The following is a 15,221-nucleotide window of genomic DNA, read 5'->3' as shown; positions in this document are numbered from 1 at the left end:
CGAAGCCGGTCAGCAGCATCGACTTCACCACCAGGAAGGCCAGCGGGTCGGTCTTCTCGGGCCGGGCGTGCGAGCCGGGCAAAAGAAGCGGCTTCTTGAAGCGCTTGATCAGTTGCTCATGCGCGGCGCCATCGGTCCAGGTCTCCCACGCCGGGTGGTCGTTGTTGCTGCCCGAAATGATGGGCGCGAACTCGATGCGCGCCAGCGTGTCGCGGTAGCGCCAGGCCTGCACCACCGCCTGCACCTGGGGCGGCCGCTGGCACAGGGCCTCGTCGTCCACGGCCCTGTCCGGCGGGCTCAAGCCTTCAGCCTCGGCCAGCAGTGCGTTGCGCGCCGTCTTCAGCGCCTGAAAGTAGCGGATCGCCGCCAGCCGGCTGTACGCCACCACCTGCGCCTTGTAGCCGTTGGGCAGGATGTGGGTGACGTAGTGGCGCAGGATGTCGCGCGCCTTGTCAGCGATCAGCGCCGGGGCGTCAAAGATGTGGCCCTTGGTGGCGTACTTCTGCTTGATCGCCTCCAGTTCCTCGGGCGTGTGCTGGCGGAAAAGGTCCTCGAACAGCTCGTCCAGGCTGGCGCCGTCCTTGATCGCACCATTGGCGGTGCGGCCCTCGTAGAGCACCGGCACCGTGGCGCCGTCGGCCTCGGCTTCCTTGATCGTGTAGCGGTCGATGAACTCGCCGAAGATCTGATGGGTGCGCTTCTTCTCGCCCATGATGATCGGCGTGCCGGTGAAGCCGATGCGCGCGCAGTTGGGCAGCCCAGCCAGCAGGTTGGCGTGCAGATCGCCCGCCTGCGTGCGGTGGGCCTCGTCCACCAGCACGAGGATGCTGTCGTCCTCGTTCAGCACTTCGAACCGATCTGCGGACGGTTGGCCAGCCTTGTAGCTGGCCCTCGGCTGTGCCACCTTGGGCAAGTCGTCGGCTGTCAGCGGCGCATCGCCCACCGTATCCGCGTCGCGGTACTTCTGGATGGTGGCGAAGACGAGGCCCGGCCCCTTGCGCCGCGCCAGCGCCTTCACGTCCGCCGTGCTGTCCGCCACCTCCACCAGCTCGCCGGTGAGCGTGGCGGTCACGGAGAGCTGGCGCTGCAGGTCCTTGCGGTCGGTGACGACGATGACCTTGAAGCGCCGCAGTTGCGCATCCACGCGCATCTTGCGCACCAGAAACACCATCGTCAGGCTCTTGCCCGAGCCCTGGGTGTGCCAGATGATGCCGCCGCGCTCGTCGTGCTCGCCGTGCTGCAACCGTGTCCGCCCGGTCTTGAGCCGGGCGATGGCGCGGTTCACCGCCCGGTACTGCTGGTAGCGGCAGACCGACTTGATGGTCTGGCCGCCCACCTGCATAAAGAGCAGAAAGTTCTTCAGCACGTCGAGCAGGTGTGCCGGCGCCAGCAGGCCGGCGATCAGGCGCTCCTGCTCCGACAGGCTGGCCTTGCCCAGCCCTTGCGCCACCTCGATCTCGCTGCCGGTGCCATCGGGCCCGACCACTGTCTTCCACTGCGCGTAGTGCTCGAACGCCGCGCCGATGCAGCCGACGCGCGCGGAGTCGTTGCAGGTGGCCACCAGCAACTGGTTGGTGGCGAACAGCGCTTCGCTGCCCTCGTTGTCGTCGATCTCGAAGGCGGCCTTGCGCTGGTTGCTGTAGCGGCGCAGTTGATCCACGGCCTGGGTCAGCGGCTCGGGGATTGACGGGCTCTTGCACTCCACCACCACCAGCGGCAGGCCGTTCACCAACAGCACCAGGTCGGGAACGATGAAAGCCTTGCCGCTGTTGAAGCCGGGCGGACAATCGACGCGGTACTGGTTGACGACGGTGAAGCGGTTGTTCGCCGGCGTGTCCCAGTCGATGTAGCGGATCGTCTGACCGCGCCCGCCGTCCCAACCCGGCAGGCCCTCGACCGTCAGCCCTTTGATCAGCAGCTCGGTGGCCTTCTGGTTGGCCTCCATCAGCTTGTGCGTGCCGAGCCGGGTGATGGCGGCCACGGCTTCCGACAGCCGCGCCTCGTCCAGCCAGGGCTGGCCCCCGTTGATGTGTGCGGGGCCAGGGTTCAGTGCGCGCAGGCGTTCACGCAGTACGCCCGCCTGGATCACCTCGGTGAAAGTGCTGCGCCCGGTGAGCGCCGGGGTGTCGAGGCTGCCTTCGGTGTATGTCCAGCCCAGCGACTGCAACTGGGCGACGAAAGGCTTTTCGACGTCTTCGAGTTCCCGGCCCATCAGGCGTGCTCCTTCTCGCGTTCGGCTCCGGCCAGCAGGGGGGTGACGCGGACTCGGCCGGTGAGGAGGTCGTCCATGAGGCCGGACTTGCCGTCGAGCAGCTTCTTCAACTGCGCTTGCTCTTGAATCAGAAGCTGGCCAATGGCGTGCACCCTGCGCAAAATTTCGTCTTGCTCCCGGGGCGACGGCCAAGGGAACGACAGACCCTTCAGCACGGCACTGTTGGCAACATCGCGCCCCGCTGAGTTGACAGTGGTCCTCAACTGCCCCCGAACGAGGACCGAACTGGCCAAGAGCAGCTGAAGGAAGTGCGGACGAGCCTTCGCTGGGTCGCAGGAGATTCGCATGAAGTTGGACGACATGATCCAACCTCGCTCAGTCTCCGAAACTACGACGGATCTTCCGACATCCGCTACTCGTGAGAAGACCACATCACCCGGAATCAACTCGAAATCGGCTAAGCGCGCGGCTGTAACCTCGTCCACATACAGCAGCTCCGACGCAATGAATACCGCCTCACCCAACGATCCGATCGTTACGACTGGGCTGCCGCTCTCTCGCCAATGCTCCCCCTTGAGCGATGAACCAAAAGGTCCAGTCCGAATGACCGAACGATCCTTGGGTGCTAATCCAGCAAGCCCGCTTATGTCCCACTCCTTCGGAATCCACCCCAGCGGCGACTCCTTGTAGAGATGCGGCGCCTCGGCTTGCGGCGGGCGCAGTTCGCCGTTGGCGTCGATGCCGCGCGTCAGCAGGTCGTGCAGCAGGCCCTGCTTGACGGCCTTGAGCTTGGCGATGATCGCCTCGGTTTCGTGGATGGCGGTGTCGAGGGTGTCGAGGATCTGCGCGATCGCTTTCTGCTCTCGGACCTCTGGCACTGGCACCGAGACCTTCGCGAGCTCACCCAGGTACAACCCGGCTTGAGCAGTGGCATTGCTTCTGCGTTTGAGTTCGGCCGAGAACGCCGAATGGCCCATCCAGTGGAACAGAAACCGGCTGCGCATCTTCTGCTGCTGCGGCCGGATATAGGCAACGCTGCGCTGAAACGTGATCCGTTGCCCCGAGTAGATCGCCCTTCGACCTAGTGAACCAACAATCGTAAGCAGCAGGTCGTCGGGTTCCAGCCGGAACGAGCGCGCCAGGTCAAGATACTCGGACTCGGAGATCCGATCGTCGGTGTAGTCAAAAGCGATTTCGCCGTTAGCGGTGATGTTCTTCGCGCTAAGGAGTGGAACACCCTCCGCTACTCGGCGATGCGTTCCGTGGGTTCCGTCCTTGATTGCTGTCGTCACCGCAGACAGCGACTGCGTCGGGAATTGCACGTTAAACATACCGCAACCCCCTCAAGAACCCCTGCAGCGCCCGCGCCGCTGCATCCCGCTTGCCCTCGATCTCGGTCAGCGTCACGCGGTACTTGTCCCACCAGTTCTCGAAAGCGGCGACGATGGTCTTGCGTTGGGCGGCGATGTAGCGTTCGACGATAGCGTGCATGTCGTTGTGCAGGATGGTGAGCAGCAGGTCGGCGGCGTGCTCGGGTGACAGGCCATCGACGGCGGCGTTGAACTGCACCGCAAAGCTTTCCTTGCTGGCCTTGAGCTGCTTTCTGACGGCGGCGAGTTCCCTCTTCCACGCTTTGAGCTGGGCTTCGTCGACCGCGTTGTCGTCGTCCGCTTCCTCGTCCGCAGCTTCGGTGGCTTCGCTATCCTCGGCCTCGGCATCCTTGGCGGACTTCGGATCAGCCGCCTTGATCTGGCTGTCGAGCTCGGCCTTCCTGGCCTCCAGCTCGGCGAAGGCGTCGACGAAGTCGCTCATCAGGAACTTGACGAGCTTGTGCTCCAGCGGGTTGGCTTTCTTCCTGGCGTCTTCATCTTCGAGTTCGCTGAGGATGGTTTCGCGCCAACCGCGGATCAGCCCCAGCGGGCCGCGCGCCATGATGGCCTTGAAGTCGTTGAGGTTGTCGTACCAGAAGCCAGCGCTGATGCCGCGCACTTGAAACACGTCGAGCAGGCCCACGGGCGCCAACACCGCCGCGAAGCTGTGCAACAGCGCCTCGCGAGTGGCCACTGCACTGTCGGCACCGTGCAGCGCAACGATGCGCGAGCGGTGTGCCTGCCACCATTGCTCGAACGCCGCGCGAACGGCGGCTTCCCTGGCAACGAGGCCTGCGTTGCCTTCGATGGCGGGCTTGAGGTCCTGGCGCTTCGTCAGCTCGGGCTTGAAGTCGAAGTACTTCGCATCCTTCTCGGCGAGCAGATCGAGCGGGTTCAAGCCGTGCGCCTGCAACAACGCCGCCTTGTCCGCCACTTCGGCCTTGGGCACGCCGCCGACCAGATGGGCGCGCACGTCGTGCGGCTCGGGCGGCGGGGCGTTGTCGGCGTAGCGGCGGATGTTGAGGTTGTGGTCGTTCTCCTTCAGCGTGGCGTTGCTGACGATGGCCGAAAAGCCCGGGATGGCACGGAATTCGTCGAAGGTGGTGACGATCTTCTCGATGTGCTCGGGCCGTAGCTGGTTCTGCGCCCGGCCCTCGAAGAACTCGCGGTCGGCGTTGATGAACAGCACCTTGCCCTGGCGCCCGGCGGGCTTGCCGCTGACGCGTTGGGCGCCGTGCTGCACCTGCTGGCGCAGAACCAGGATGCAGGCGGGGATGCCGGTGCCGTAGAACAGGTTGGGCGCAAGGCCGATCACGGCTTCGAGCAGGTCTTGATCGACGACGGCAGCGCGGATGCCGCGCTCATCACCGCCGCGAAACAGCACGCCATGCGGCATCACGGTGGCCACCATGCCGCCGTCGCGGGTGACGGCCAGCATGTGCTGCAGGAACATCAGGTCAGCCTTCTTGGCGCCGAGCGGCACCTGGCCGAAGCGGAAGCGTTCCGGGAATTTCGGCACCCAGGCGGGCGTGCCGTCGGCGTTCTTCTCGGTGTTGCCCCAGTTGATCGAGAACGGCGGGTTGGTCAGCACCCGGTCGAAGTGCAAGAGCTCGCCACCCTCCACGTGCTGCGGCTCGGCCAGGGTGTCTTCGTTCTGCAGGTTGGTGGTGCTGATGCCGTGCAGCAGCATGTTCATCTTGGCGATGGACCACACCGTTCCGTTGAACTCCTGGCCGAAGAGGTTGGCCTTGCGGCCGTCTTCGCCGTGTTCGTCGATGTATTCCTTGGCCGCGATCAGCATGCCGCCGGAGCCGCAGCAGGGGTCGTAGATGTCGTGCTTCAGTTCGGGCTTGAGCAGCCGCACCATCATTCGCACTACGGAGCGGGGCGTGTAGAACTCGCCGCCTTTCTTGCCGGCCGAGTCGGCGAACTCGCCGATCAGGTATTCGTAGGCGGCGCCCAGCAGGTCGGGGAACTCGAAGTCTTCGTTGCGCAGGCGGTAGATGCCGAAGTGCGTGATCAGTTGGCGCAGTTTGATGTCGGGGATCTTGCTCTGGCCGACTTTGCGCGTGAAGTCGATGTGCTCGAGCACGTCGTGCAGGCTGGTGTTGGCCGTCTCGATGCCGGTGAGCGCCTTGTTCAGGTAATCGCCGACGTTCTGGTGCGCGTCGTTGACCAGGGTCTCGTAGCGCGACTGCGGGGGCACCCAGAACGAGCCTTCCGTCATGTACCAGCGCCAGTTCTCGGCCGACTGCCGGGCCTGGCCTGCAGTCTTGCCGCCTTCCACTTCGAGGCGGATCACCTCCTCACGCCGCTGGTCGAAGACATCGGAGCAGCGCTTGAGGAACAGCATGCCGAAGATGTATTCCTTGAACTCCGAGGCATCCATCTTGCCGCGCAGGATGTCGGCGGCCTTGAACAGGTGGCGCTCCAGTTGAGGCAGGGTCAGGGGCATCGGTGATCTTCCGGATTCGTCATGCCTCGCCTTCCCGGTTCAGCAGTTCGAGGCAGGCAGTGTATTCGTAGATGCGGTTGCGCTTCATGCCGGTCACTTCGCGCACCAGGCCGAGCGCGATCATCGCGTCGAGCATCTTGCCCACGGTGTGCGGGCTCTGGCCGGTGACAGCGCCGATGGCGGGAATGGTGCTCATCGGGCGGGCGAACAGGGCCTGGTGCACCGGCAGCGCCGACGCGGCAACGCGGCCCAGGCTGCGGATGCGCTCGCGGTCGGCCTCGCCGAGGGCGTTGAGCGCCTTGGCGGTGTCCACGGCCTGCGCGGCCGAGTAACGTACGGCGGTGGCGAAGAACCACAGCCATTCCTCCCAGTCGCCGTGCAGGCGCACCCGCTGCAGCATCTCGTAGTAGTTGCTGCGGTAGGTCTTGAAGTACAACGACAGGTACAGCAGCGGCTCGCGCAGCACGCCCTCGTGCACCAGGATCAGCGGGATCAGCAAGCGACCCAGGCGCCCGTTGCCGTCCAGGTAGGGGTGGATGGTCTCGAACTGCACGTGCGAGAGCGCCGCCTTGATCAGCGCCGAGTGGCGGATCGGCTGGTCGTTGAGGAACTTTTCCAGGTCGGACAGGCAGTCGCCCAGGCGCTGCGGCGGTGGCGGCACGAAGCTTGCGCGTGCCGGCGACGGGCCACCGATCCAGTTCTGCGTCCGGCGCACCTCGCCCGGGGCCTTGCCGATGCCGCGACCGTGGGTCATCAGCTTGGCGTGCATCTCGTTCATCAGCCGGGTGCACAGCGGCAGGCCGCCCTTGAGCAGGGCCAGGCCGTGTTCGAGTGCTGCGACGTAGCAGGAGACCTCGCGCACATCGTCGAGCGGCACGCCGGGCGCGCCCGCGGCCTCGTAGAGCATCAGGTCCGCGAGTGACGATTGCGTGCCCTCGATCTGCGAGGACATCACCGCCTCCTTGCGCACGTAGCTGTAGAGGAATACAGAGGTCTCGGGTAACAGCACGCTGACGCTATCGAGCCGGCCGAGTACCAGATGGGCTTCGTCCAGTCGTTCCTGAAGGCTGGCGTCGACGCTCAGCGACGGGTCGGGCGGCAGGGGCGCAGGCACGAACGCGCGGCAAGTTTCGCCTGCCGCGACTGAGGTTTCGTAGGTGCCAGTGACGCCGCGCTCCATGGGTGGGTCTTTGCAGTAAGAGGCGCCGGTTATTGCACGAATGCACGTTTTGTGCAATAGCAACGAAGAACAAATGCAGTTCGCGCCTTGGCTTCGATCCCGTCTCCAAGATGAAGTTGAAGACCCAGCGCACGATCGCCCCTCCAGGCAGCAGCCCGCCCGCTCGCGTGTCCAGCGTAGCGGCGCCGAGGGTTCGCTTTGCCGGGCTTCGCCCGCCCTTGACCCCGCCCCAGTGCTTCTTGAATACCCCGAGACGAAACACCCCTGTTTCCCCTCAAACAGCGACGGTCATTACAGGACTGCCAAGACGTCTCTTCCGTCGGTCAGCTCGTAGCCCGGATAACCGCCGGGCCTGCCGCGCGGCGGGCCGCCACTTTGGTACGCAGCTTCACCGGGCTTTGCGCTAGAGAAGGTTACGCATCAGATGCACCTGACACCGTTGCCGCGTGGCTCCCTGAAACTGCTTGGCGATCGCCTGCGTCAGCCCGCTATGCTCGTCGGAGACGACAAACAGCACCCCCTTCAGACCACAAGCTTTCAGCCATTGAAAAGTCTTGTCGCAGGTGACGAAATTTTCGCTGTCGCCGATCTGGACACCCAGAAGCTCCCGATACCCGTCGCTCCGAACGCCCGAGAGGATCAGCGCCGCCCGTCGAACGACCCGCTCGTCCTCCCGGCTCTTGATAAACAAAGCGTCCACCAGAACGAACGGGTAGTCCCCCGGCAACACTCGCTCATTGAACACCCGCACGCGAACCTCCAGGCGCGCACACAGCGTGCACACCGGCGATTTCGAGAAAGTGCGGGCAGAAAACCGGATTTTGCTCAGACGGCGGTTCTGAACTCTTCGATGTAGCCGCGTATCTCACCAGGAATTCTGCCGCATTCGAACATCCGACGAGCAAGCGCTGCCCGCCGTTCGTCAAACCTGATTCGCGTCCGGTGACTGATGTACTTGAGGGAAGCCTTGCCATCGAGCATCCGAAGCAGGCGCTCCCAACGTACCTCGGGACGCGCGCTCGGCACGTCGAACCGGTCGACTCCTTGACGCGCATTGCTCATCGCGTCGACGGGATCGTCCAGCCCCTGCTTTCGCAGCAGCTCCTGCAGCGCAGCAGTCAGCTCAGCGCCATCCTTTGCAGGATTGCAGCCGAAACCCGGTGCGGGCGCTGTAAGGTTGGCAGCCCTGGCCACAATACTTGCGGCTGCTTTGTCCTTCAGCTCGTTCGCGCAGCCAAGGCAGGAGGCGAGCACCGACGCTGCGGTATGCGCCGAGGTCATTTCTTCATCGTTGGCCTCAGTCCGCATGGTATCGGGATCCAGCAGGTAGTTCTCCAGTTCCCAACGCAGCAGCACGCGGATATGGGCGCCGTACGGTCGGGCACTTGAAAACGCGTCGTCCTCGTACTCCCACCACAGGCACCAATTCTGATCGGCGAGGAGCACGTCCCGATCAACCAGCCCGTAAGCCTTGATCCCGTTACTTCGCGCGTCACTCACCAGGTCGATGACCGCCCTGCACCCGCCTCCGCCGCTTCCCGATCCATACGAATCGGCTGCCTGGAAGCAGATGTCCTGCCCCTCGTCAAAGAACCAGCGTTTATGAATGATCTCGAAGTCCTCGGCCGACTCGAGAAAGACGACTACTCCTCCCCTCTGCTTTAGAACGAGTTGATCGGCGTCCTTCATCCTCTTGAATCCGCTCATCTCTCACCCCGCCTAATGCAAGTCTTCCTCGATGATCCATCCGCCCTTGATCAGGCCCTGCTCGCGAATATCCAGGGGGAAAGCTTCCAGGATCTCGACCGAGTGTGTGCTGGCGATGACTGTAGTGCCAGGCTGCTGGCGCACCAGGGCCTTCATCAGATGCAGCGCCTTATGCTGCCAGCGCACGTGCAGGTGAACGTCGAGTTCGTCCACCAGCACCCAGGTATTCCGCGTGCTGTGGGCACCAATGCGGAGAAACAGTTGTGTGAGGTTCTTCTCGCCGCTGGACAGGCGATCCAGGCGGTGAGTTTGCCCGCCGCTGTGAACGATCGCCTCTGGCGGGACCCGTCGAATCTCGGCCGCCAGGAACTTGTCGGACGATTTCGCGAAAACCGTGCTGTTTATCGTTTTCACCGCGTTCTCGTAGCTTCCGTTATCCAGCCACTTCAGCCAGACGAGGAGATTGTCCAGCGACGCGGTCCAATTGGTTCCGTGCGCCGCGAATTCCTGCACTGTGCGGTAGCCCCAGTGCTCCGGCTGAACGATCGGCCGCCCCTCCGACTCACTGAGCGACGGAATATCTCGGTACGCTGGGAAAAGCAGGGCTGTAGGCAAACTCAGGGTCGAGTTGGCGAATCCCTCCGGCGCCATGAGGCCTGAGTCGATGAGGGTATGGCGCAGATCCTGCACGAGATCATCGTGGGCGCCAACCTCCAGCAAACGGCCGCGCGCCTGCTGTCGGTATCCGCTTCTGTGCCATTCTTCCGCCCCGTAACGCTTCAAGTCTGCGTCGTCCCAGACCTTGAGAAACGTCTCCTCACCAATGTTTCCCGCCAACAGCGACAGGACAATACGGTGATCACGTCCCTGCCAGAAGATCCGACTCAGTACGTCAAGCTGAATCCTGCCCCGACCGCGGTCCAGATCCTCCTGACCGAAACGTTCGGGCTGTTCCTCACCGAGTTGGCGCATCAGCAGAGCCATGCACTCGAGCACGGTGGTCTTGCCGCGACCGTTTTCGGACATCAGCAGGAAGACGTTACACGGCTTGTCCTTGTCGTCTGTGAAGTCAATTTCGTAGGGAGTGCTCTGAAAAGGGCCCACTTGGTCGAGCGTCAGCCAGAGCGGCTGAAACTCATAGATGGTGATGTCGCTCATTGGCTTCTCCCGCGCACGCTCTGCAGACATAGCCGAATATCGTCGCTGCCCACCCTCACGCCGTGCGCGCGGCGCGCACGCGCTCCCGCCTGCGGCCGCAGCAGCATGTCGCCGGCACCGAGCAGCTTTTCGGCGCCGGTTTCGTCAAGAATGATCTTCGATTCCGCGCCCGTGCGCACCGAGAGCGCGATCCGCCCTGGCACGTTAGTACGCAGAAGACCACTGAACGTGTCCGCGTCGGGGCGCTGTGTGGCGAGTACGAGATGGATGCCTACCGCTCGCGCCTTCTGGGCCAGGCGGACCAGCGGCGCTTCGGCCTCGCGCGACTGGAACAGCAGATCCGCCAGTTCTTCGACCACCACCACCACGTAAGGCAGATCGATTCCACCCTGCGCACGTCCCTCGCTCAGGTTTGCCACCTCGTGCTGGCGCAACAGCAGCGTGCGACGCTCCATTTCGTCGACCAACTGCTGCAGGATCTCCAGTGCGTCGCCGATATCCTCGACGACTTCACCACCGGCCACCTGAGGAAATGCCGCGTATTGCGCCAGTTCCACCCGCTTTGGGTCGATCAGCGTGAGCTGCAGGTCTTGCGGCGCCAGCCGCCAGAGAAGCGACAACAGGAGCGCGTGCAGGCACACGCTCTTGCCGCTGCCGGTCGTCCCGCCGACGAGCAGGTGTGGCGCAGCGCCGAGGTCAAAATGCACCGGTTCGCCCAACACGTCGACACCCGGCCATACGGTCAGGGTCGGCACGTCATTGGCCTGCGTGGCCCACTCTCGCAGGCGAGCGCCCGGTATCGTGTGCCAGGACTCGGCGGGACGGGGAACGTCGAGCGCCAGCACGCGCGCCTCGCGCACCGGGCCTTCGTCTTCTTGCAGCAGGATGCCCTGGCGGGTCGACAGTCCAAGGTGGAGACCCAGCTTATCCAGCCCGCGCTTGACCTTGTCGTAATGATTGACGTCATCCAGGTAGACCCGATAGCGGCTGATGCGCGGCCCGTTGTCGACGCCACGGATCTGCGCCGACACACCAATTTCGCGCAAACCGGCGAGGATCTGCTGCCCCAGATCGGCGCGCACCGGGCGCGTCGTCGCCGCTCCGAAGAGTTCATGGTAGAGGAAGCCGTGAAAGTCGTGACCGGGACGCCAGGTCGTACGAATTTCCTGCAGGCCCCGGCGGACGTGGCGTTGCAGGTAGCGACGATAGCGGTGGTCCGCTTCTTCGCCGTGGAACATATCTTCTCCGTGGTAGATGCTGAGCAGCGCGCGCACCGCCAGATCGTAGTCTCGACGGCCCTCCTCGTCCGCTGACTGGCCTGCGCCGGTGATCCGCTCGAGTGCGTACTCGCTGCCCCCGAGACGGCTGCCGTCGAGTTCACTGCCTGGCGGCGTGGGAATCTGCAACGAGCGCGCGAGAGCGATGCGCAGAACGCGCAGCTTCGGCGCGCGCGGCGTGCCCAGACCGTGTAGCAGGACATCGCCTATCGTCCGTTCATCCTGTGCGTCGGTGTAGATATCCGGCATCACTCAGCCTCCGCGAAGCAGATCGGCGACATCGACAGGCTCGGCAACCGTATGTTCGCCATCCCGATTGCGCAGACGATAGGCGCGGTAAACGTGGGGAGAAATGAGTGCGAGCTTATTTGGATCAAGTTCCGCATCCGTTGGGAGAACAATGACCTGAGTCGCCGCGTTGGGATAGTAGTGGCGCAGGATGCCCTCCTGGTGGGCGAGGTCGATGCGGGCCAATGGGGTATCGACGACCACGGGGATCCTCTTCCCGGATACTTCGCTCAGAGCCCAGAGCAAAGATGTGGCCATGAGCTGTTTCATTCCTGCCGCCAGATTTCCCGTGGCAACAGGGCTTCTGTTCGCATCCCGGTAGTGCAGCCCGAAATCCTCGTCCAATTCCACCCGATCGATCAGGCGGTGCGATGTCATCAGGATCTTGAAATGCTGGTTGATCGCCTCTTCCAACTGGCTCCGCTGCTCCTGCTTGCGGAGCCTCTTGAATTCGGCGAACAGTGCGCCCAGGCGGCGGGCGGTTGTGATTCTGTCTTGCGTGATCCGGTTCTGACCAACCTTGCTTCTCTTTTCCTCCGCGTGCTTGCGGGCGTCGGCCAGCTTGCGCTCAAGCTCAACGGACTTCTTCTCGAACGCCCACTCCTGCTTCCTCTTGCTGTCCAGGTTCCGTTGCAGCTCGTCGCGCTCGGCGACGAGGCGTTCATAGCGTCTCCGTTCCTCGTCCGAGAGCGAGCCCACATTCAGCAGTTCTTCTTCCACTCGGCGTAGCTCGGCAGCCAGCCCTTGCAGGTGCCGCAGTTCCTCGGCGCGGACCGAGCGCAGCGCGCTTGCCTCCGCGTACGCGGCGAGTTGTTCGCGAGCCTCACTGGCCGCCGCGGGCTCCGGCCCGAAAGCAGGATCTCGGCTTTCGCTCGCTGCGTCGGCTTCCTGCTCCAGAATGGATACGAGTTTGTAGCGATAATAGGCTCTTTGACTGTCGCGAATGTCCGGAACGGGGAACTCGGGCTGGTCGAACAGGCGTGCCGGAAGCACATCGAGCAGCGAGTCGAGGACTCGAGCGCGGGCATGCGCGTTGCTGCCAAGAAACCTGTTCAGCCGTTCGAGCGCTCGCGCAACAAGCGATGGATTCACCAGCAGAACGATGTCTCGCGCCAGGCGGGTCGACACGAGGTCCACGGCTGCGGACTTCTCTGCCTGAATCCGTTCGCGATGCTGGCGAAGCTGAAGCTCATCGTGGCGGCGAACGAAGGCACTCAGTCCCTCGATGCGGCGGCCGACGCGGCGCAGCTTTGCCGTATCGTTCTCCATTTCGTGTGCCAGATCCGTACGACTGGCAAGCAGAGCGGTGCGCTCGGCTTCGAGCGCGCGCACCTCCCCCTCCATCCGCTCAAGGTCTGCCAGCGCCTGCGGATCGAGATCGTTGCGCTGCCAACGCCCGATTGCAGTATTCAGCGCCTCGCGAAGCGCATCGACCGAACTGATTCCAAGCAGACGCTCCATCTGGCGCTGCTGCACATCGCGGTTGGCCTCAGCTAACTCCTCAATCTGCTCGCCGTCAAAGAGAAAGAGATACAGATAGTCGCGCGGCAGGCGTCGGTCGAGAAACTGCTGCGCATCTTCGTCCCTGAAAATCTCGCTGGCGGTCGTCACGGTCAACGACTCCTCGCCGTTCCGGGAGTCGTGCTCAATGTGCCAGGACCTTTCCGCGGTAACGCGGCCACCGTCCTCACTCCAGATCAGTCGAACGGCACAGCGGGTCTGGCCGTCGCTGCGTGCTCTCCGGTTCATGATGCCCCACCAGTCGTCTCCGACGCCCAGCACATACTGCTTGACCGTGGGCATGCGGCTACGCTGCACCGCACGACGCAGCGGCTCATAATGAACGCCGGCGAAGAGAAGCTTGAGGCTGTTGAGCAGGCTCGTCTTACCGAAACCGTTGCGGCCGATGATCAGACAGACGTTTCGCCCAGGCTTTGGCGTAGCGAGGTCGATATCCTGCTCCCCGTAGTAGGAGAACAGATTGGTGAGGCGAATGCTTTCGAAGATCATGCGGCGGGATCAGTCCGGTCGGCCTGTCGAACCGCGTTCTCAACGACCTTGATCACCTCGTCAAGCAACTGTTGACGCGTGCTCGCGTTATCCGACGACGAGTAGCGCTCGGTGACCAGACTGTACAGATCAGCGGCCCAGATACTCTGCACCTCGAAGCGCGGGGCAAGTTCCTCAATCAGCGCAAGGTCCCTCGACAGGTCTTCCGGTGTGATCGTCACGCTCCCCTCCTCCCTTCCGAACTCTCTGGAAGATACCCAGTGCACTGCCAGTGACATCAAACTTGTCGGTCTACTGCTGCTGAATGTAAGTGATCTCCGCATCGTCGATCAGCCTGCGGCCGACGGTCTTCTCCAGTTCCAGCAGTCGACGAAGAATGAGCTTGCGCGTCTCGGAACTGAAAGGGCCCGGTCCGTCCGAGCCGTTGCGCCGTGTACCGTCGCGCTTGCCGGAATCTTCCCGGATTTCCTTGAGCCAGTTGCGAAATTCATTGAGCGGCTGCATTCAGGTCGCGCCCGCGTCGATGAATCCACGCATCGACTTGTCTTCCTTGACGACGGTGCAAGTCCAGCAACCGAAACGGCTTCCTCCACACGACGGCGTGTTGAGGTCGAGGACCACCGGACATTCGCCGCCACTCGCCTGCCGATAGAGGTCGAGCATGAAGTTGTGCGTGCCGCCCCACGGCGGCGGATTGCGAGTGAAAAGATACTCCCACACTTGCTCAGTGGTCCAATCGGCAATCGGCGTCATGACCAGAGCATCCCGAATCTCGCCGTGTGGGTTCAATCCGCGGCTGTTGGTGGCGCGACCCTGCATGCGCTGTGCGCGGTCGGCGCTCTCATCCAGACGCGTACCCAAGAGTAGAACCACCCCGCCGTGCTCGCGCACGATGCCGTCGATCACCGCCCGCGAAGGCTTGATCTTCATCTTCGTCGTGCACCAGCGGAACCAGCGCGTCGGTGAAGGGTATCCCTTGCCGATCAGGTTGCCCCAGAAACTCTGTTCTGGCGTGGGTTGCACGCGGTGCACGTGGAATGTCAGACCGTTCGCCCGGGCATGGCCGGCTAGCCGCGACAGCCGATCAGCGAGGTACTCTTCCACATTGGGTGCTTCGACACGCGTGTCGGAGGCTACGACATGGACGGGCTTGCACGCTGTGGGCCCGAGATCCATGAGCAACTCGTAGACCAGTTGGAGGAGCAGCGTGGAGTCCTTGCCGCCAGAATACGCCACCACCCACGGACGCTGATCGGCGAAGTAATGCGTCCGCAGAGACTCCTCCGTCTGAGCGATGTGCTCCTCGTCCGGAAGGCGGACCGACACGCGGATATCATCAAGCTTCATCGGTAGAATAGGGGCCACTTCAACGCAGGAACAACGATTTTACGCGCAACAAGGGTTTGACGCCCGACCGAAAGCAGATCTCATGCTCCATTCGCAAAGGTCAAACCGGTTGCTTCCAGCCAAGCTTGCTGCTGGGCAGACCTACCTGCACCCGGATTCCATCCCCTACCTTCACGCCAGCACGGCGGCGCGTGGCGCAGGCGGACAACATGGCCAC

The 15,221-nt window shown here is 63.4% G+C and carries 12 protein-coding genes; all 12 read right to left on the bottom strand.

Features of this window, described 5'->3' with window-relative positions; all coding sequences use genetic code 11:
• The coding region (locus RKP46_RS05370) for an HsdR family type I site-specific deoxyribonuclease (protein ID WP_311105672.1) at positions 1 to 2,212 on the bottom strand (2,212 nt) is incomplete at its 3' end.
• Complete coding sequence (locus RKP46_RS05365; RefSeq protein ID WP_311105671.1) at positions 2,212 to 3,543, bottom strand: restriction endonuclease subunit S; 1,332 nt, start codon at positions 3,541 to 3,543, stop codon at positions 2,212 to 2,214. The genes RKP46_RS05365 and RKP46_RS05370, both read right to left, overlap by 1 nt.
• Complete coding sequence (locus RKP46_RS05360; RefSeq protein WP_311105670.1) at positions 3,536 to 6,037, bottom strand: class I SAM-dependent DNA methyltransferase; 2,502 nt, start codon at positions 6,035 to 6,037, stop codon at positions 3,536 to 3,538. Before RKP46_RS05360 ends, RKP46_RS05365 begins: the two co-directional genes overlap by 8 nt.
• A gap of 19 nt (positions 6,038 to 6,056) precedes the next feature.
• On the bottom strand, positions 6,057 to 7,217 hold the full coding sequence (locus tag RKP46_RS05355) for a Fic family protein (protein WP_311105669.1): 1,161 nt from the start codon (positions 7,215 to 7,217) through the stop codon (positions 6,057 to 6,059).
• 403 nt (positions 7,218 to 7,620) lie between these two features.
• A complete protein-coding gene (locus RKP46_RS05350; RefSeq protein WP_311105674.1) occupies positions 7,621 to 8,037 on the bottom strand; it encodes a transposase in 417 nt (138 codons plus the stop codon).
• Between the two features lie 5 nt (positions 8,038 to 8,042).
• On the bottom strand, positions 8,043 to 8,906 hold the full coding sequence (locus RKP46_RS05345; RefSeq protein ID WP_311105668.1) for a hypothetical protein: 864 nt from the start codon (positions 8,904 to 8,906) through the stop codon (positions 8,043 to 8,045).
• 30 nt (positions 8,907 to 8,936) lie between these two features.
• Positions 8,937 to 10,082: an AAA family ATPase gene (locus RKP46_RS05340; protein WP_311105667.1), complete on the bottom strand. Its 1,146-nt coding sequence runs from the start codon at positions 10,080 to 10,082 to the stop codon at positions 8,937 to 8,939.
• On the bottom strand, positions 10,079 to 11,608 hold the full coding sequence (locus tag RKP46_RS05335; protein WP_311105666.1) for an FtsK/SpoIIIE domain-containing protein: 1,530 nt from the start codon (positions 11,606 to 11,608) through the stop codon (positions 10,079 to 10,081). The genes RKP46_RS05340 and RKP46_RS05335 overlap by 4 nt, the downstream gene beginning before the upstream one ends.
• Positions 11,609 to 11,611: 3 nt before the next feature.
• A complete protein-coding gene (gene dndD / locus RKP46_RS05330; RefSeq protein WP_311105665.1) occupies positions 11,612 to 13,657 on the bottom strand; it encodes a DNA sulfur modification protein DndD in 2,046 nt (681 codons plus the stop codon).
• Positions 13,654 to 13,878, bottom strand: a complete 225-nt coding sequence (locus tag RKP46_RS05325; protein ID WP_311105664.1) for a hypothetical protein — start codon at positions 13,876 to 13,878, stop codon at positions 13,654 to 13,656. The genes dndD and RKP46_RS05325 overlap by 4 nt, the downstream gene beginning before the upstream one ends.
• 70 nt (positions 13,879 to 13,948) lie before the next feature.
• The gene (locus RKP46_RS05320) at positions 13,949 to 14,161 is read right to left on the bottom strand and encodes a hypothetical protein (protein ID WP_311105663.1); all 213 of its coding nucleotides are present in this window, start codon (positions 14,159 to 14,161) and stop codon (positions 13,949 to 13,951) included.
• Entirely contained in the window at positions 14,162 to 14,983 is an 822-nt protein-coding gene (gene dndC / locus RKP46_RS05315; protein ID WP_311105662.1) for a DNA phosphorothioation system sulfurtransferase DndC, read from the bottom strand. It abuts the gene before it with no gap.
• Positions 14,984 to 15,221 lie beyond the last annotated feature (238 nt).

This window comes from Accumulibacter sp., from assembly GCF_031732815.1.
Classification (GTDB): domain Bacteria; phylum Pseudomonadota; class Gammaproteobacteria; order Burkholderiales; family Rhodocyclaceae; genus Accumulibacter.
The sequence above is the reverse complement of the archived record's forward strand: the minus strand, read 5'-3'. Positions and strand labels throughout refer to the sequence as shown.